The following is an 18,391-nucleotide window of genomic DNA, read 5'->3' as shown; positions in this document are numbered from 1 at the left end:
CGGCAGCTGCTTAAAAACAGCGCTTCGGGAGCCCTCATGTGTCTTATTGCTTCATTATACAATTACATTCAGAACAAGAGCCAACACGAGCCCGGTCACGGACAGAATCGTTTCCAGCACGGTCCAGGATTTTAGCGTCTGGGCTACCGTCATATTAAAGAATTCTTTTACCATCCAGAAGCCTGCGTCGTTCACGTGGGACAGTACGATGGAGCCTGCTCCGGTAGCGAGCACCACTAGCTCCACATTGGCGCCCGGCGTCATCGCAAGCACGGGAGCAACGATTCCAGCGGCGGTTGTCATGGCTACGGTTGCAGAACCGGTTGTGATGCGAATGAGCGCCGCGACAAGCCATGCGAACAGAATCACGTTGATATTGGCGCCGGTTGCAATTTCGGCGATGGCATTGCCGACGCCGCTGTTGATCAGAACCTGCTTGAAAGCGCCGCCTGCACCGATGATCAGAATGATCGTGGCGATCGGAGCGAGACATTCGCTGGTGAAGCGGGAAAGATCATGTTTATTAAAGCCGCGGGCGAATCCAAGCGAGAAGAAGGAGAAGACCGCAGCAATGAGCAGGGCAATGATTTCATGACCGATAAATTTGCAGAACACGGAAATGAAGCTGGTGGACTCCGGATCGATAATATCTGCCGCGGACCCGATAAGCATCAGAATGACCGGCAGCAGGATCGTAAACAAGGTGATGCCGAAGCCTGGCAAACCTCGTTCCGCTTTGCTTGAAAACTGCTCGGCCAGCTCTTCGGGCGGTTCGGTTCGAATCCGTTTGCCGATAAATTTACCGAACACCGGACCGGCGAGTATCGCTGCAGGAATTCCGACCAGGAACGAATAGAGAATGGTCATGCCAAGGTCCGCATCATAAGCTTCAATGGCAATCATCGGTGCGGGATGCGGAGGCACCAGCCCGTGAACGGTAGACAATCCGGCCAGAATCGGAATGCCGATGTGCAGCAGGGACATTTTCGTTTTGCGTGCAACCGTGAACACAATAGGAATCAGCAGGATGACGCCAACCTCGAAAAATACGGGAATACCGACAATAAAGCCGACGATCATCATCGCCCAGTGGACGCGCTTCTCGCCGAAGCGGTCTACGAGGGTGGTGGCGATTTGTTCGGCACCGCCGGATTCGGCCATCATTTTTCCCAGCATGGTACCGAGGGCGATAACGATCGCAATCGTTCCGAGCGTTCCGCCAAGACCGCCGGTTATCGAAGTAATCACATCCGCAGGCTGCATGCCCGTCAATAGACCGAGGATCAGCGCGGAGATCAGTAAGGTAACGAAAGGATTCCATTTATATTTGGAAATCAGCACGATCAGGAAGACGATCGTCAGCAGTGTCCAGATCATTAAGGTAGCGTTATGACTGAGACCGAATAGTGAATTCATATCTTGCTTCCTCCTATAGATTACCCATTTGAATTGGGAAATGGTTAGTATCATCGGGCTGTTCTGCGGTAGTATACCCAAAACAAAAGCGAATTCTATTGTATACTTGTCGACAACTTAGAGCGTACACATGTAATGTCAGTGCGGAGGAAGGGAGGATTATATTAACCCTCCGGAAAACTAAGATGAAGCGTCTGACGGGAATCATCGAAGTAATGCTGAACCGCCGTTTGGATCCGTGCCGGATCCAGGGATTCCATCTCCGCAATAAGCTGAAGATGCTTGTCCATGACATAGCGAACCTTGGCGCCCCCGCCACCGAATACCTGCCGCGTCGTAATGAGCATCACCGTGATCACGATGGGGCGAATGCTCTTCCACAGATGAAGGATTCGTTTATGGTTCGCTTCCGTTATAATCCGTTCATGAAAAGCCAAATCCTGATAGGAGAATTCCACCGGATCCTGATGTTTGGCGGCAAGCTCCATCCGATCGACGATTTGCTTTAAATGCCGGATCAGTTCCGGCTGCGGATTCGCAAACACATGTCCTTGCACAAAGCTCTCGATAAGAAAACGGACATCGTATAATTCCTCGACTTCCTTGAGCGATAAGCCCATGACGACGGCTCCCATGCGCTCCAATTGAATCAAACCTTCGCTGGACAGCGTTTTCATCGCTTCCCGCACAGGGGATCGGCTCGTGCCGAATTCACCCGCGATCCGGTTCTCGGATAGGATTTCTCCGCGCTTGATGGTGCCGCTGATAATCTGCAATCTCAGTTCGCTGGCAATGGCCTCTCCGAGAGAGGCTCCCTGAAGCCACGTTGAGGGAAATTTCATAGCATAATTCTCCAATCCAGTACTGATTCTTGAAGTTCTCCAGTGATCATCATACCACAAGGAATGAAAAGGGGACCATGCCCAGCCTGGTCATAATGCCTGCAGGGAACATGCCCTAAAGAAACAGCAGGGTGCATGAAAGAGAATATATGTTATTCCGATTTCTCAACGGCATGGCCGCCAAATTCATTGCGAAGCGCGGCAACGACTTTGCCGTGGAACGTATCTTGATCAAGGGAGCGATAGCGCATGAACAGCGACATGGCGATGACCGGCGCGCTGGCTTGAACCTCGAGTGCGGTTTCCACCGTCCATTTGCCTTCCCCGGATGATTTCATCACGCCTTTAATGCCTTCGAGCTTCGGATCCTTGGAAAACGCGTTTTGCGTCAGTTCCATGAGCCAGCTGCGAATGACGGAGCCGTTCGACCATACCCGCGCAACATCCTCATAGTTAAAATCAAACGCGCTCTTTTCCAACACTTCAAAACCTTCTGCAATGGACTGCATCATGCCGTATTCGATGCCGTTATGGACCATTTTCAGAAAATGGCCGCTGCCGCTTTCACCGGCATACAAGTAACCGTTCTCGACAGCCATATCCTTAAACAGGGGCTCGATGCCGCTAAATACGTCGCGGTTGCCCCCAATCATGAAGCAGCCTCCATTATGCGCGCCTTCCATGCCGCCGGAAGTGCCGGCATCGAAATAATGAATGCCTTGCTCCGCCAGTCGTGCTGCACGGGCGATGGAATCTTTATAATGCGAATTGCCGCCGTCAATCAAAATATCGCCGGACTCGAGGAGGGGCGTAAGCGATTCGATGACCGAATCCACGATCTTACCGGCCGGCACCATCATCCAAACGATGCGTGGTTTATCCAGTTTGGCTACGAGCAATTCGGTGGATGCCGCAGCTTCCGCGCCGCACTCGGCGGCTTGAGCGACCAATTCCGTATTTAAGTCGTAAGCTACGACCTGATGCTGATGGTGAATCAGATTCTGAACCAGGTTGAGGCCCATTTTCCCGAGACCGATCATGCCTATTTTCATAAAACAATGCAGCTCCTTCTTAGATGTATACTTGTATACAACTTAAATTCAATTTTTATACTACTCTTTTATGGCTCTGGTGTAAACATGGGGGATTAAGAGGGCTGGAGGGCGTCATGTTGACCTAAAAGGGACCATCCACAACGTGTTCAAATAGGTTATCCCCATGTGGATAATTCAAAACTAGCAATAATGACTACTTGTGGAAAACTTATGAGCGGGTCGAAGTCAAGTTTGGTTTGACTTTTGGGCCTGAACGTGATTAAATGTATAAAGGCATTTTCTGTGAAGATGAGAACATTATCCGCTAGCAAGTAGCGGTCTGTTTACAAGAGATACGTCCATAGACGTCGGTTCAACAAATCGCGGTCTATTCTTCCGTGAAAGTGCGTCGATTGACGTTTTGATCTTAAAATATGGGTAAGCGATATTCCTGTAAGGGGGTGCATTAATTCATGAGACCGACTTTCAAACCGAATGTAAGCAAACGCAAAAAGGTACACGGCTTCCGTAAAAGAATGAGCACGAAGAACGGACGCAAAGTATTGGCTAACCGCCGTCAAAAAGGCAGAAAAGTACTGAGCGCTTAATATTGTGCCACGAAGACCACCGAGGTGGTCTTTTTTTCGTAATATCTGCTGCGGTGTGAGGAGTTTCCTTTAAAACCGGCAGAATATAAGCTACATTGAGTGGTAAAGGTTCGCAATCGGGTGTTTAGCGCGGTTTTGGCATGCCTATACTATTATAATAGTAGGGATGTCACAGCAGCGCAGGATGTAATGAACTTGATTAACGGCAGGGCGGTAGAAACTTGTGCATAGAAAACTTCGTTTACGGAACCGCGCTGATTTCAGCCGGGTATATCGACACGGAAAGTCCTTCGCCAATCATCAATTTGTTGTCTATTGGTCGCGCAAAAAAGAGGTAGAGCAGTTTCGCGTCGGCGTTTCGTGCAGCAAAAAGATCGGCAATGCGGTTGTCCGCAACCGGATGAGACGGCTGGTTAAAGAGATTGTCAGGCACCATCAGCACCAGATTATCGAGCATATCGACCTGATCTTTATCGTTCGAAAGGGAGCGCTCGACAAGTCTTATCAGGAGCTGGAGAAAAGCGTGCTTCATGTATTGAGGAAATCGTCCCTTTTGAAAGCGAAGAGGGGCTGAACCATGTGTTTATTTGTCCATATAAATATGTTATGATTTACCGTGGAATGGAATGGCGAAGAGAGGGGTTTTGAAGTGTCGTTCATGAAGACAAGACGAGGAAAATGGTTCCTCCTCACCGCTGTAATACTCGCAGTGGCCGTTATATCAGGTTGTGCGCCTGGAGCTGACCAAACGCGTACCATTGAAGACTTGAAAAATGGAGGCTTTTGGCAGAGCAACGTTGTTTATTACTTTACATGGGCACTTGATACGTTTGCGACATGGTTTAACGGCGAATACGGATTGTCCGTACTCGTGATGGTGCTTATCGTCCGTACCTTGATTTTACCGCTGACTCTGAAACAGGTCAGAAGCTCGAAGGCAATGCAGGCCATCCAGCCTGAAATTCAGAAAATTCGCGAGAAATATAAAGATCAGCCTGAAAAAGTCCAAATGGAAACCATGAAGCTTTTCCAGGAGAATAAGGTTAATCCGATGGCGGGATGTTTGCCGCTGATCGTACAAATGCCGATATTTATCGCACTCTATCATTCGATTTACTATAACAATCTCCTTCGTGATCACGAATTCCTGTGGCTGCAATTGGGTCAACCGGACAAGCTGTTTATTTTGCCGGTGCTTGCCGCTGCAACCACTTATTTCCAAACGAAAATGATGATGAAGATGAACCCGTCTCCGCAAATGGGGATGATGCAGTTCATGCTGTTCGTTTATCCGATTCTGATCTTTGTAATGTCCTTCCAGTTCCCATCCGCACTTCCGTTGTACTGGTTCTACAGTAACCTCTACACGATCGTGCAGAACTACTTCTTGTACCGCAACAATGACAAGGCTGCAGTCGTGGCAAGCGTTGCCAGCGCAACCGAAGGTCATAAGAGCAACAAGAGCGGTAACAAGGGCGGGAAGAAGAGTGGCAGCAAAGGCGGGAAAAAAGGTTCGAAGGGAGCCAAGAAGTCGAGATGAGTAAAATCGTCGCAACAGGAAAAACCATTGAAGATGCTGTCGCACAAGGGCTGGCCCGCTTGGGTGTAAGTCAAGACCGTGTATCGGTTGAAGTATTGAGTCAGCCATCAAGAGGATTCCTGGGCCTGTTCGGGGTCAAGGAAGCGAAAGTCGAACTAACGCTCCTGCCTGGCGGTGCCGGCGGCGAACCATCTGTGAAGGAAGTTTCTCCTTCGGGTACGCAAGCTGTTCCGGCCAAAACGGTTCAGGTCTCTCATGCCTCCGTGGCGACGCAGGCAGCGCCTGCGGGCACCGCGATTGCCGAGAGCCCCGGAACAGCTTCCCTTGAAGGCAAGGACCCTTACCAGGAAGCCATCGCCTTTCTTATCGAAACTGGACAAGCCATGGGGCTTGATATCTCGGTTGAGATGGAGAAGGGAAAAGACTTTACGACGCTTCAAATTTCCGGAGCCGGACTCGGACTGATGATCGGCCGCCGAGGCCAGACGTTGGATGCACTTCAGTATTTGGCGAATATCGTAGCGAATCGGTACTCCGATAGTTATCTGCGCATCGTACTGGATGCCGAGAACTTCCGTGACCGCCGCAAGAAGACGCTGGAGGATCTGGCCGATCGATTGGCGGGGCGGGTCCTGAAGACCCGCAAAGAGATTGTGCTTGAGCCTATGCCTGCTGCGGAACGGAAGGTAATTCACGCCAAACTCCAGTCCCATGGAGCCGTGAAGACGTACAGCAAGGGCGAAGAGCCGAACCGGCGGGTTGTCATCACGCCCAAGTCGTCCTAAATGAGTTGAAGAGCCTATATAAACAATGACTCCTTAAGCTTCAAGAGGGAGTCATTGTTTTTTAGAGAGACCTATACGCAAAGACTTCTGCCGGAGGTTTTTGTTTAAGATGATAGATCAAGCAGCAGGGTAGTGCACCGTTTGGGGTGTAATCCCGAGGTTTTTTAAATCGAAAGAGGTGAAGGAAACGATGTTTAGCGATACGATTGCAGCCATTTCTACGGCAGTCGGTGAAGGCGGCATCGCGATTATTCGCGTTAGCGGGCCGGACTCCGTTCGGGAAGTGGAGCGTATATTCAAAAGTAAAAACAAGCTAACGCAGGTGGAATCCCATACCGTTCATTATGGTCATATTGTGGATCCGAAAACGGGGAAAAACCTGGAAGAGGTGCTCGTGACCGTAATGCGTGCCCCTCGTTCGTTCACGACCGAGGATGTCGTGGAGATCAGCGCCCATGGCGGCGTCATCTCCGTGAAGCGGGTCATGGACCTGCTGCTTCAATTAAACATCCGTTTGGCGGAGCCCGGAGAATTTACGAAACGGGCCTTCTTAAATGGCCGGATAGATTTGTCTCAGGCCGAGGCCGTCATGGACCTGATCCGTTCGAAATCGGACCGTGCCTTCTCCGTTGCCCTCAAGCAGGTCGAAGGTACATTATCCCGCAAAATCAACGAGCTGCGCCATACCCTGGTCGAAACGTTGGCCCATATCGAAGTGAATATCGATTATCCCGAGCATGACGTGGAGTCGCTCACCTCGGAATTCATTAAAGAGAAAAGCAAACTGGTGATGGGGGAAATCGATAAACTGCTCAAGACCGCGCAAGAAGGGAAAATTCTGCGGGAAGGTATTACGACTGCCATTGTCGGACGTCCTAACGTGGGCAAATCCTCGCTTCTGAACACGCTGGCCCAGGATAATCGGGCGATTGTCACGGATATACCGGGCACGACTCGCGATGTGATCGAGGAATTTGTCACCATTAACAACATTCCGTTGAAGCTGCTGGATACCGCAGGCATTCGGGAGACGATGGATGTGGTGGAGCAGATCGGCGTGGAACGATCCAAGCATGCGGTAAACGAGGCGGATCTCATTCTGCTCGTGCTGAATGCCAGCGAGCCGCTTCATCAGGATGAATTGGAATTGATGGAACAAATACGCGGTAGACAATGCATTGTCATTATGAATAAAATGGACTTACCGTCTAATCTCGATCTGGACATTCTCCATCGGTATTATCCCGATGAATTGATCGTTCCGATGTCGGTGAAGGCGCAGGAGGGGATCGACCGGCTGGAAGAGGCCATATCGAACCTGTTCTTCAGCGGCCAGATTGAAGGCGGGGATTTGACTTATGTGAGCAATGTGCGGCATATCGCCTTGTTGAAGAAATCCAAGCAGTCCCTGCAGGATGCCTACGACGCGGCCGAACAGCTCATTCCGATCGATATGATTCAAATCGATGTGAGAATGGCCTGGGAACAGTTAAGCGAGATTCTGGGCGAGGCGGTTGGCGATTCGCTCATCGATCAAATTTTTTCACAGTTTTGCTTGGGTAAATAAGCTTCAGGGCTTACTATATATAGTAGGAACAGTTCAACAATTTCAGGGATATCCGAGGTGGATGCCCCTTGATAACGTATATAACACAATAAGAACAGGAGGGTGAGCTATGAGTTATATGGGTGGCACTTATGACGTGATTGTAGTCGGTGCGGGCCATGCCGGTTGCGAGGCTGCACTGGCGTCCGCGCGTATGGGTGCTGAAACGTTGATGGTTACCATCAACCTGGATATGGTTGCTTTTATGCCTTGTAACCCGTCCATTGGAGGTCCTGCCAAAGGACATGTCGTACGCGAAATCGACGCACTGGGCGGAGAAATGGGCCGCAATATCGATAAAACCTTCATTCAAATGCGCATGTTGAATACGGGTAAAGGTCCGGCCGTCCACGCGCTGCGCGCTCAAGCGGACAAGTTTTCTTATCAGCATACGATGAAAGAAACGATGGAGAAGGAAGAGAAGCTTACCCTTCGTCAGGGTATGGTGGATCAGCTCATCGTGGAGGATGGCATGTGCGTGGGGATCGTGACGCAGACGGGTACGGAATATCGCGCGAAAGCCGTTGTGCTGACAACCGGTACGTATTTGCGCGGTAAAGTCATTATGGGCGAACTCATGTATGAGAGCGGTCCGAACAATCAACAGCCTTCGGTAAAACTTGCGCATAACCTGCGCGAGCTTGGATTCGATCTTGTTCGCTTCAAAACAGGCACGCCGCCGCGGGTGCATAAGGATACGATTGATTTCTCCAAGACCGAAATTCAGCCTGGGGATGAGAAGCCTAAGTTCTTCTCTTACGAAACGAAATCCTCCGACAATGAGCAGCTTCCTTGCTGGTTGACGTATACGTCGGTGGATACGCATAAGATCATCAATGACAACCTTCATCGCGCGCCGATGTTCTCTGGCGTTATAGAAGGAACGGGTCCGCGTTATTGCCCGTCCATCGAGGACAAGATCGTTCGTTTTGCCGACAAGCCGAAACATCAGATTTTCCTGGAGCCTGAAGGTAAAAATACAAAAGAATACTACGTGCAAGGTCTATCCACCAGCATGCCTGAGGATGTTCAGCTTGCGGTGCTTCGTTCCATTCCTGGAATGGAGAAGGTAGAAATGATGCGTAACGGTTATGCGATTGAGTATGATGCCATGGTGCCGACGCAGCTGTGGCCATCTCTGGAAACCAAGAAGCTGCCGGGCCTGTTCACGGCCGGTCAGATCAATGGTACCTCGGGATATGAAGAGGCGGCAGGCCAAGGTATTATGGCTGGAATCAATGCGGCACGTAAAGTGCAGGGCAAAGAGCCAGTCATTCTGGATCGCTCCCAGGGTTATATTGGAGTGCTGATCGATGACCTGGTGACTAAAGGGACGAACGAGCCTTATCGTTTGCTCACCTCCCGTGCAGAATACCGTCTGCTGCTCCGTCATGACAATGCCGATCTGCGACTTACCGAAATCGGTCATGACATCGGACTGATCTCGGAAGAGCGTTATGCCAGATTCGTGCTGAAGAAGCAGCTCGTTGAGCAGGAGATCGAACGTCTTCGCCAAACGAAGGTGAAACCGGTTGAGGTGAATGCGATGCTGGAAGCCGCCGGGTCAGCACCGATCGTGGACGGAAGCAATATGCTGACCATTTTGCGTCGTCCGGAGATTACGTTTGCCATGGTTGAGTCGCTCTCGCCGTCTCCTTACGAGCTGGATGAGGAAATGAAGGAGCAAGTCGAAATTCAAATCAAATATGCGGGTTATATTGAGAAACAGCTGGGACATGTGGAAAAGCTTCAGAAGATGGAGAAGAAACGCATTCCGGAGGATATCGTTTACGACGAGATCAACGGACTGGCCATGGAGGCTCGGCAGAAGCTGAACAAAATCCGTCCGATTTCCATCGGCCAGGCATCGCGCATTGCCGGCGTAACGCCAGCGGATATTTCGATACTTCTCGTTTACCTGGAGCATTATAACCGGGTAACCGCAGCGAAAGGATAAGGAATGGACGACATTCAGAAAGCTTTTGTAGACCGGCTCGGCGAGCACGGGATCACGATTGACGAGAAACAGCTTCATCAGTTTGAGATGTATTACGAAGTGCTGGTGGAGTGGAATGAGAAAATGAACTTAACCGGAATAACCGAACGGGAGCAGGTTTACACGAAGCATTTTTATGATTCGATTACGCTTGCCTTTTACGTGGATATGAACAAGGTCGGCAATCTGGCGGATATCGGATCAGGTGCCGGCTTCCCGGGAATTCCGTTAAAAATCTGCTTTCCCCATCTCAAGCTGACGATTGTAGATTCGCTGAATAAACGAATTACGTTTCTGAAGCATGTTGCGGATACCCTCGGACTGTCCGGGGTTGAGCTGATCCATGGGCGCGCGGAAGAGGTTGCCCGCAAACATGGGTACCGTGACGGGTTCGACCTGGTCACGGCAAGAGCGGTAGCCCGAATGGCTGTATTGAATGAGTTCTGCCTGCCTTTCACGAAGGTAGGGGGACAATTCGCGGCGATGAAGGGCAGTGACCCTACGGAAGAGGTGAAGGAGGCGGCCCGCAGTTTGAAAGAGCTGAGAGGGGCGTTGAACAAGGTTCATTCGTTCTCTTTGCCTGTAGAGGAATCTGGCCGGCATATCGTGGTGATCGATAAAAAGGGAGCGACGCCTACCAAGTACCCTCGCAAGGCGGGTACGGCCAGCAAAACGCCGATCGTGTAAGCAACAGCGACTTCGGAAATGAGATGCGAACGGATTAAAGAGGAGGACTCTTATAAGAGTCCTCCTCTTTTTTTATTTACTGTATTATTGATGAAGAGAGGGCGTGTTAGTGAACTTGATGCATTCATTCATCCTTATATGGAGTAATATCGTGAGGCTCTCACTTTATTTCCGGGTGTTTAGTCGGCTGAGTGTCATTCGTTGGGTAGCGAAAGGCTGAGTTCGGAAATGTGTTGTTTCTAAAACAGTTGTAACACATTGGCTACTAAGCATTTGTCCCTTGGATATATCTGTTAAGCTTTGAATGTTTCACGTGAAACATTTCAAATGTTTGAGGTGCGTTGAATAAATGATATCTATTATTATAGTAGGATTATATTTCCTGTTAGAGTTGTGATCTGCGCCAAGATATTTCTTAAGGAATAAGTTAGGTGGAACTCTCTTGAATGAAAGCTTCCCATTTTATTAATCGTTTAAGAGAGAGTCGATTGCTTTCTTAGCAGATGAGGATAGAAGCGAGTTCTTGAATTGGCAAATCCCACAATTATTATGGATGCTGTGATCATAGATAAGGCTATGGAAGGGGAGATGCGGTTCAAGAGCATCATTTTGACGGATAAACTTTGGAACTGTGCACAAATCCTGTATAAAGCAAGCGAGAAATGCAGGAAAAAAGGTGATATTGGAGAATAGAGTTATAGGACAAAAAGTGGTAGAATAGAATCGTAGTATCCATTTGAGCTGGCGGGCCCTATTGCCCGATCCTTGAAGGGATGAAAGAGTATAAATCCTGGTTTGGTGACTTTTCCATCCTTGCTTCGTGCAGTCAACAACCTTCGATTGTTGTGACTGCTGTTTTTTGGAAGTGCCAGGTTAACCCAAGGGGGTTCTTGGCCTCATACGAAGTAGAACAAAATATATACCGTTTGTGAGATATCGATTGATAGTAAACATCATGATATTGCCTCCTGATCTATCTCTCAAGAAGCAACCGCTTCATGCAGCGGGTTCGATCAGAGGAAACACGGCTATGACACAGACGTTTTTCTCTAATCAGCATGAAATCTGTTTTTGCAGGGAAATGCCTGACATCACAATGATTGCCAGCACCGTAACAACTTAAATGACTAGTTCTACATGGTGGCTGGAACGATCCGTGTATGCTTCACATTGTGGTTGTTCAATCGTTTAACCGATTCCGGGATAAACCGGAGGCTTATCCGTGCTATCATGAAATTAGGTGGTAATATACGGAATGAAAGAACAATTTTCGAGATTGTTTGGCTTAGCGGCAGAGCGGAACCAAGGGGATGAAGTGAAACAAATCCCGGTAAACGAGGTTGTCAGCAGCCCATACCAGCCACGGACGATTTTTGATGACGAGAAGATTGATGAGCTGCTTCAGACGATTAAAACCCATGGAGTTATTCAGCCTATCGTCGTTCGCGTTCGAAATGGCGTGTATGAGATCATTGCAGGGGAACGCCGCTGGCGTGCGGTTAAGAAGCTGGGTCTGGACACGATTCCGGCCATTGTTCGGGAGTTCAACGATTCACAAGCAGCCTCCATTGCGTTAATCGAGAATCTGCAGCGTGAAGGTCTTACCTCGATTGAAGAGGCAGTAGCTTACCAGAAGCTGATCGATCTTCACCAATTAACGCAGGAGAGCTTGGCACAGCGACTAGGCAAAAGCCAGTCCACGATTGCAAACAAGATTCGTTTGCTGCAGCTGCCGGAAGCGGCCAAAGTGGCTTTGATGGAACGCAAGGTGACGGAGCGTCATGCGCGTGCACTGCTTTCCTTGGATAATGAAGAAACCCAGCTTAAAGTGCTGGACGAAATCATTACCAAAGAACTGAATGTGAAACAGACGGAAGCACGTATCGCCTTTTATAAAGAAGTAACGACAATGAAGAAGGCGAAGCGCATATCGTATAGTAAGGATGTTCGCCTGGCCCTGAATACGATTCGTCAATCGATTGATATGGTATCCGGTTCCGGGATGGCGATCAAAACAACGGAGAATGATCACGATGATCACTATGAAATCGTTATAAAAATACCTAAACGTTAAGATATGGTGTGAAGCGGTATGCATCGTACCGCTTTTTCTGTTGATCAAGAGATCAAGATTCTCTGCAGCAGCGATATCTTTGCTTATTAGGTTTTATGCTGCAGATGAGAAATATGTAATTTTATTATTACTCATTATCATCGAGCGCTATATCCAGGGCATCCCGTATTTTACGGGATCGTTCACATATTACATATACAGCCTTTCGCTGTATATCATCTATTGCGACTACTTAGAAGAGTCTTCCTACATTGAGGTGAAATGAGTGTCAAAGATAATTGCCATAGCAAATCAAAAGGGCGGTGTCGGCAAAACGACGACTTCCGTCAATCTGGGAGCTGGATTGGCTTCGCTAGGCAAACGGGTGCTTTTGGTGGATATAGACCCCCAAGGTAACACAACGAGTGGGGTTGGCATTAACAAAGCCGATGTTGCAAATTGCATTTACGATATTATCATCAATGAAGTACACCCGAAGGACGCCATCTGTGGGACTAATATCGAAGGTTTGGACATCATTCCGGCCACCATTCAATTGGCTGGCGCCGAGATTGAGCTTGTTCCTACGATTTCTCGTGAAGTACGATTGAAGAAATCACTCCAATTAGTCAAACCCCAGTATGATTATATTTTGATTGATTGTCCTCCATCGCTTGGCATTTTAACGATCAATTCATTGACCGCGGCCGATTCGGTCATCATCCCGATTCAATGTGAATATTACGCATTGGAAGGTTTGAGTCAGCTGCTGAATACGGTTCGCCTCGTTCAGAAGCATCTGAATACATCACTCAAGATAGAAGGCGTATTGCTGACGATGCTGGATGCGCGCACGAATCTGGGCATTCAGGTGATTGAAGAAGTGAAGAAGTATTTTCAGGAAAAAGTGTACAAAACGATTATCCCGAGAAATATTCGTTTGAGTGAGGCACCGTCTCATGGGCAGTCGATCATTACGTATGATCCCCGTTCAAAGGGAGCGGAAGTATACTTGGAGCTGGCAAAGGAAGTGATCTCTTATGAGTAAACGTTTGGGAAAAGGGCTGGATGCGCTGATTCCATCTTTGTCTATTCATGATGATGACAAGGTAGTGGAAATTCCGCTCAGTCAATTGCGAGCGAATCCGTATCAGCCGCGAAAGACTTTTAACGATGAGGCGATCCAGGAGCTGGCGGAATCGATCCGTCAGCATGGTGTGATTCAACCGATTATTGTCCGCAGCGTACTGAAGGGCTATGAGATTATTGCCGGGGAGCGAAGATTCCGGGCATCCCAATATTGCGGCAAAGCAACGATTCCGGCGGTGGTTCGTTCCTTCAGCGACCAACAAGTAATGGAGATCGCCCTCATTGAGAACTTGCAGCGCGAGAATCTGAACGCCATGGAGATTGCGGTAGCTTATCAAGGGCTTATGGAACAATTTTCCTTAACCCAAGAAGAGTTGTCATTGAAGGTCGGTAAATCTCGTTCCCATATCGCTAACTTTTTGCGATTGCTTTCATTACCAGAAGAAGTGAAGGAAAATGTTTCACGTGGAACATTGTCGATGGGACATGCCAGAGCGATCGTGGGAATTAAGGATCCGATTCTTGTTAAACAGCTGGCGAAACAATGCGTGGAGCAGGAATGGAGTGTTCGCGAATTGGAGGAAGCGGTTAAGAATCTGGACCGCAAACCAGCGGATAAAGCGAAGCCTAAGGTCAAGAATCGCGATCCTTATATTGATCATCTGGAAGAGGATCTTAGAGAACGATTTAAAACGACCGTCAAAATTAAGCACAATAAGGATAAAGGGAAGATTGAGCTTAATTATTACAGCAAGCAGGATTTGGAGCGGTTATTGGAACTTCTTCAATAAGAGCAGGCTTGGTATCTGAAGGCTCCGTTGATGAGTGGCTGGTTAAAAAGTGAGTTAGATTAAAACCAAAGACATGTCGACGTTCCTGAAAGGGAATGAGATATGTCTTTATTTAACTAAACGTGAGGCGCTTCATTTGGCAGCGGAAGTTGAAGATGCTTGAATGTGTATTGTAAAGGGAAAATACTACGGAAAAATGAAGGGGAAACATCATGGACCCGATCGTTTATCTGGATCATGCCGCGACTTCGTGGCCCAAGCCTCCTGAAGTGTTTGAGGCAATGAAGAGGGCCATGGAAGAGGCGGCTGCAAACCCGGGGCGAGGGAGTCACCGAATGGCGGTGAAGGCATCCCGTGTCCTTTATGGGACTCGGAAAACGTTGGCAGATTTGTTTGGAGTGAAGAACCCCAACGATATTGCGTTGACATCGAATACAACCGAAGCGCTTAATTTAGCCATCAAAGGGTGTTTGCGTGAAGGCGATCATGTCATTGCGACGATGATTGAGCATAATTCTGTGCGCAGGCCGCTTGAATATTTGAAGCGCACCCGGGGGATACAAGTAGACTATGTTCCCGTTGATGAGGAAGGTCAGCTTGATCTGCAACGAATCGAGGGAGCCTTTCGTTCTAACACTAGGCTTGTTGTGTGCAGTCATAGTTCCAATCTGCTTGGTTCCATTATTCCACTTGTTGAGATAGGAGAACTGGCGAAGAAGAAAGGGGCTATACTGCTCGTGGATGCTGCCCAAAGTGCCGGTATGCTGGGTATTCATGTGGAGAAGATGCACGTGGGTATGCTCGCGTTTCCCGGGCATAAAGGGCTTCTGGGGCCACAAGGAACAGGAGGGCTGTATATCTCGCCTGATATTGATCTGGAACCATTGCTGCATGGAGGTACCGGCAGTCAATCGGAGGCTATTGAACAGCCGACGGTGCGTCCGGATCGATATGAGGCAGGAACGCCGAATACGATTGGATATGCGGGATTGCAAGCGGGTGTGCAGAAGGTGCTTGAATGGACGCCACAGCATATTTACCGGCATGAATGGGAATTAACGCAATATATGATGGAGGGCCTGCAAGAGGTGAGAGGCCTTCGTTTACTCGGTCCTGCTCTTGGAAAAGCGCGGACAGGCATCGTGGCTTTTGTGTCTGAAAAATTCGACGCGTCCGAAATAGCTTTTCGACTGGACCGGGAATATGGGATTGCCGTGCGTGCCGGTTATCATTGTACACCGCTTGCCCATATGGCCTCAGGAACGGAACATACGGGTGCGGTCAGAGCGAGCGTTGGAATTTCTACGAGCCATGACGATATAGAATTCATGCGAAAAGCGATCAAGGAAATTCACAGTTAAACAAACAGATCAAGATGGAGAAGAGGAAGGAAGAAAGCATGTCTGAATTAAATGAATTGATCATGGAGCAGCTTCATTGGTTTGTCGTCGGAATGGTCATGATCATCTTGATCTTATGGATAACCTTAATTGTTCAAGGGGTAAAATTGCGCAAGATGAAGCGCAGATACGAGGCGATGATGGCAGGTAGCGGGGTAGAAGATATCGAATCGCTGCTGGTCCAGTTGAAAATCCAAATGGATGAAATTGAAGAAGGGCATGCCAGTCATCAAAAAATGCTGGATTCCATCAACGGCAGCTTGAAAGGAATGAAATCCAAAGTTGGCATCGTCAGATATAATGCATTTGGCGAGCGGGGGAACGAAATGAGCTTCTCCCTGGCTATCCTCAGTGAGGAGGAGGAAGGGATCGTTCTGACCGGTCTGCATAACCGGGAGAGCTCCTATGTGTACGCCAAACCATTGAAGGATGGGCAATCCAAATATCCATTGTCTCCGGAAGAAAAAGAGGCCGTTACTCTTGCGCTGCAAGAAGGGAAGAACGGTTCCACTCTTTAATCCCTGCAAACAGGCAGGTTGCGATAATATCAGATAACCGCATGACCAAGCTTAATCGAGTGTTCTGCAATACGAAGTATTCCATAAAGCCGCCGACATTGACGATTCCCGTGACGTGGATATCGCCAACCGGCGGTAATTCTTTATGTACGCCGGCTCCAGGCTTAAGAGGGCCATCGGCGATCTGAATGGAGCCTACGCTGGTTGATTGGCCTAAGCAGGCGTCAATCCCGATCACAAAAGGGTTATCGAATTTCTCATATATGGCGGTCAGCGTATCCTTCAGATTCATGGCGTGGACAGGCTCGTCCAGCGTCCCGTAAAGATGAAACAGCGAACTGTTGTAGCGGGCAAGCGAAGTGCCGACCAGCGGCCCCAGGCAGTCACCGGTGGACCGATCGGTGCCGATGCAGACAATGACAAGCGGCCGGTGCTGAATACGGGCGTCGGAAAGATGAAAGAGCAAGCGATGTATAATAGCAGAATGGATATTAGGGTCCGTGTGTGGTATTTTTAAGCTGGAAGCCTCCGGGCGAGACGTGATTTTAGATAGACGGTTCATAGAATCTTCCTTTCGTCTGCATTTGGTAGTATCAGTATATGGATGAAAGACTGTTTTTATACTTTGCGTTTTGCTTAAAATGCGATTTAATCATTTTGAGCGGTGGCCGTGCTTTGATACGAATAGGACATGGACCTGCAGAAGTTCTATGAAATGTTGAATTTATTTTAATAGTTTTATATAAAACCCTTAATTGACGGACATGATGATGAGAGATACATACTACTAAAATGATAGGCAGTATGAAGGAGGATTGGGCAGTGGAAGGTGCGATGGTGATCGCATTCGATTCCACCCAGCAGGCGCTGCGCGCGGAAATGCTGCTGGAGTATGCGGATATCGAAATAGATCTGTTCCCTACGCCGAAAGAGATCACGGCTGGCTGTGCATTATCGATTCAATTCCCCCCTGATGCGTTAAAGGATGTTCAAGAGATCATCCGGCTGGAGCATGTGGAGATCCGGGGCATTTTTGCGCTTGATGACAACGAGAGGTATATCAACATCGAAGAGTAAGTAAGGGAGGACATCAGGGATGAGGGACTTTGGTTACTTGTCTGGGGAAACTACAGAAGATGATGTAGACTTGCAAACGATAGCTGAGGAGGCAGAGGGCTTGAAAGATAAGATCTGGGGCTGGTTAACGAATGAGGAGATGTGGATGAATATTCTGTCATCCGGCATTCGGGTAATCATCATATTTATTCTGACGCGTCTCGTGATCCGGGTTGTGTATAAAATGATTGATCAGTTTCTGCTCCGGCAGGAGAAGAGCCGAATCCAGGTGAACTCAAGACGCTTTGTCACGGTAGGGGAATTGTTAAAAAATGTAACCTCCGTCGTATGTAATTTTGTCATGATCTTAATCATTCTGTCGGAGTTCAACTTCAAGCTAGGGCCGCTGTTGGCTGGTGCCGGTGTACTGGGTCTTGCCATCGGTTTCGGTGCACAAAGCTTGGTGAAGGACGTTATTACCGGATTCTTCATTATATTCGAGGATCAGTTCGCCGTGGGTGACGTGATTAAGAGCGGCGAGTACCGGGGAACGGTCGAAATGATCGGGCTGCGCACATCGCGTGTCAGGGGCCTGAACGGAGAAACCTATATCATTCCGAACGGGATGATTACCAGCGTTACGAACTACTCTCTTTCCAACTCGCTTGCGATAGTGGATCTGCCAGTGAAAAACGATCAGCAGGTGAAGGATACGATTACATTGATTCAATCGGCACTTACGGGAATCATGGACCGCCGGCCCGAGGTGCAGCGTACGCCGGATGTGCTTGGGATCCAGTCTTTGACAACGTCGGAATATGTGGTTCGCATCGTAGCCGAGTGTAATCCGAATGCCAGGGAAGCCGTGGAACGCCAGATTTTTACCGATATCAAACAGGCCATTGAAGCACGCGAGCTGGGGCAAGAACGCGCTCAGGGTTGATCTATTCGGTGATCCGATGTTATATAA

The 18,391-nt window shown here is 48.7% G+C and carries 18 protein-coding genes; 14 read left to right on the top strand and 4 right to left on the bottom strand.

Annotation, left to right across the window (positions count from 1 at the left end):
* Window positions 1-54: 54 nt before the first annotated feature.
* From P0X86_RS32705 to gnd, 3 genes are all read right to left on the bottom strand, one after another.
* On the bottom strand, window positions 55-1,416 hold the full coding sequence (locus tag P0X86_RS32705) for a GntP family permease (protein ID WP_277747430.1): 1,362 nt from the start codon (window positions 1,414-1,416) through the stop codon (window positions 55-57).
* A gap of 164 nt (window positions 1,417-1,580) precedes the next feature.
* Complete coding sequence (locus P0X86_RS32700) at window positions 1,581-2,258, bottom strand: GntR family transcriptional regulator (RefSeq protein WP_277747429.1); 678 nt, start codon at window positions 2,256-2,258, stop codon at window positions 1,581-1,583.
* A gap of 152 nt (window positions 2,259-2,410) precedes the next feature.
* Complete coding sequence (gene gnd / locus P0X86_RS32695) at window positions 2,411-3,310, bottom strand: phosphogluconate dehydrogenase (NAD(+)-dependent, decarboxylating) (protein ID WP_119850721.1); 900 nt, start codon at window positions 3,308-3,310, stop codon at window positions 2,411-2,413.
* A 455-nt stretch (window positions 3,311-3,765) separates the two neighbouring features.
* On the opposite strand from gnd, the gene rpmH reads away from it, so the two are divergent.
* The 12 genes from rpmH to P0X86_RS32635 all read left to right on the top strand — a co-directional run bounded on the left by rpmH (window position 3,766) and on the right by P0X86_RS32635 (window position 16,365).
* The gene (rpmH, locus tag P0X86_RS32690; protein ID WP_006207379.1) at window positions 3,766-3,900 is read left to right on the top strand and encodes a 50S ribosomal protein L34; all 135 of its coding nucleotides are present in this window, start codon (window positions 3,766-3,768) and stop codon (window positions 3,898-3,900) included.
* A gap of 223 nt (window positions 3,901-4,123) precedes the next feature.
* The gene (rnpA, locus tag P0X86_RS32685; RefSeq protein WP_009591465.1) at window positions 4,124-4,474 is read left to right on the top strand and encodes a ribonuclease P protein component; all 351 of its coding nucleotides are present in this window, start codon (window positions 4,124-4,126) and stop codon (window positions 4,472-4,474) included.
* Window positions 4,475-4,549: 75 nt separating this feature from the next.
* Entirely contained in the window at window positions 4,550-5,440 is an 891-nt protein-coding gene (locus tag P0X86_RS32680; RefSeq protein WP_009591548.1) for a YidC/Oxa1 family membrane protein insertase, read from the top strand.
* A complete protein-coding gene (gene jag / locus P0X86_RS32675; RefSeq protein WP_277747428.1) occupies window positions 5,437-6,225 on the top strand; it encodes an RNA-binding cell elongation regulator Jag/EloR in 789 nt (262 codons plus the stop codon). Before P0X86_RS32680 ends, jag begins: the two co-directional genes overlap by 4 nt.
* A gap of 190 nt (window positions 6,226-6,415) precedes the next feature.
* A complete protein-coding gene (gene mnmE / locus P0X86_RS32670) occupies window positions 6,416-7,792 on the top strand; it encodes a tRNA uridine-5-carboxymethylaminomethyl(34) synthesis GTPase MnmE (protein ID WP_277747427.1) in 1,377 nt (458 codons plus the stop codon).
* A 109-nt stretch (window positions 7,793-7,901) separates the two neighbouring features.
* The gene (mnmG, locus tag P0X86_RS32665) at window positions 7,902-9,788 is read left to right on the top strand and encodes a tRNA uridine-5-carboxymethylaminomethyl(34) synthesis enzyme MnmG (protein WP_277747426.1); all 1,887 of its coding nucleotides are present in this window, start codon (window positions 7,902-7,904) and stop codon (window positions 9,786-9,788) included.
* Between the two features lie 3 nt (window positions 9,789-9,791).
* On the top strand, window positions 9,792-10,514 hold the full coding sequence (gene rsmG / locus P0X86_RS32660) for a 16S rRNA (guanine(527)-N(7))-methyltransferase RsmG (protein ID WP_277747425.1): 723 nt from the start codon (window positions 9,792-9,794) through the stop codon (window positions 10,512-10,514).
* A 1,255-nt stretch (window positions 10,515-11,769) separates the two neighbouring features.
* Complete coding sequence (noc, locus tag P0X86_RS32655; protein WP_192570157.1) at window positions 11,770-12,588, top strand: nucleoid occlusion protein; 819 nt, start codon at window positions 11,770-11,772, stop codon at window positions 12,586-12,588.
* Between the two features lie 265 nt (window positions 12,589-12,853).
* Complete coding sequence (locus tag P0X86_RS32650; RefSeq protein ID WP_009591460.1) at window positions 12,854-13,615, top strand: ParA family protein; 762 nt, start codon at window positions 12,854-12,856, stop codon at window positions 13,613-13,615.
* On the top strand, window positions 13,608-14,447 hold the full coding sequence (locus P0X86_RS32645; RefSeq protein ID WP_009591559.1) for a ParB/RepB/Spo0J family partition protein: 840 nt from the start codon (window positions 13,608-13,610) through the stop codon (window positions 14,445-14,447). Before P0X86_RS32650 ends, P0X86_RS32645 begins: the two co-directional genes overlap by 8 nt.
* A 212-nt stretch (window positions 14,448-14,659) precedes the next feature.
* Entirely contained in the window at window positions 14,660-15,808 is a 1,149-nt protein-coding gene (locus P0X86_RS32640) for an aminotransferase class V-fold PLP-dependent enzyme (RefSeq protein ID WP_277747424.1), read from the top strand.
* A 38-nt stretch (window positions 15,809-15,846) separates the two neighbouring features.
* Window positions 15,847-16,365 (top strand): DUF4446 family protein, encoded by a 519-nt coding sequence (locus P0X86_RS32635; protein WP_277747423.1) that lies wholly within the window; start codon window positions 15,847-15,849, stop codon window positions 16,363-16,365.
* Here P0X86_RS32635 and yyaC read toward each other — a convergent pair.
* Complete coding sequence (gene yyaC, locus P0X86_RS32630; RefSeq protein WP_036659575.1) at window positions 16,322-16,927, bottom strand: spore protease YyaC; 606 nt, start codon at window positions 16,925-16,927, stop codon at window positions 16,322-16,324. The genes P0X86_RS32635 and yyaC overlap by 44 nt on opposite strands.
* A gap of 260 nt (window positions 16,928-17,187) precedes the next feature.
* Between yyaC and P0X86_RS32625 the strand changes: the two genes are divergently transcribed.
* The gene (locus tag P0X86_RS32625) at window positions 17,188-17,442 is read left to right on the top strand and encodes a putative Se/S carrier protein (protein WP_096777266.1); all 255 of its coding nucleotides are present in this window, start codon (window positions 17,188-17,190) and stop codon (window positions 17,440-17,442) included.
* A gap of 19 nt (window positions 17,443-17,461) precedes the next feature.
* Window positions 17,462-18,364 (top strand): mechanosensitive ion channel family protein, encoded by a 903-nt coding sequence (locus P0X86_RS32620; protein ID WP_277747422.1) that lies wholly within the window; start codon window positions 17,462-17,464, stop codon window positions 18,362-18,364.
* Window positions 18,365-18,391 lie beyond the last annotated feature (27 nt).

It is taken from the genome of Paenibacillus sp. BR1-192 (assembly GCF_029542445.1).
GTDB classification, from domain to species: domain Bacteria; phylum Bacillota; class Bacilli; order Paenibacillales; family Paenibacillaceae; genus Paenibacillus_AQ; species Paenibacillus_AQ lautus_A.
This window is presented reverse-complemented; position numbering and strand designations above follow the sequence as displayed.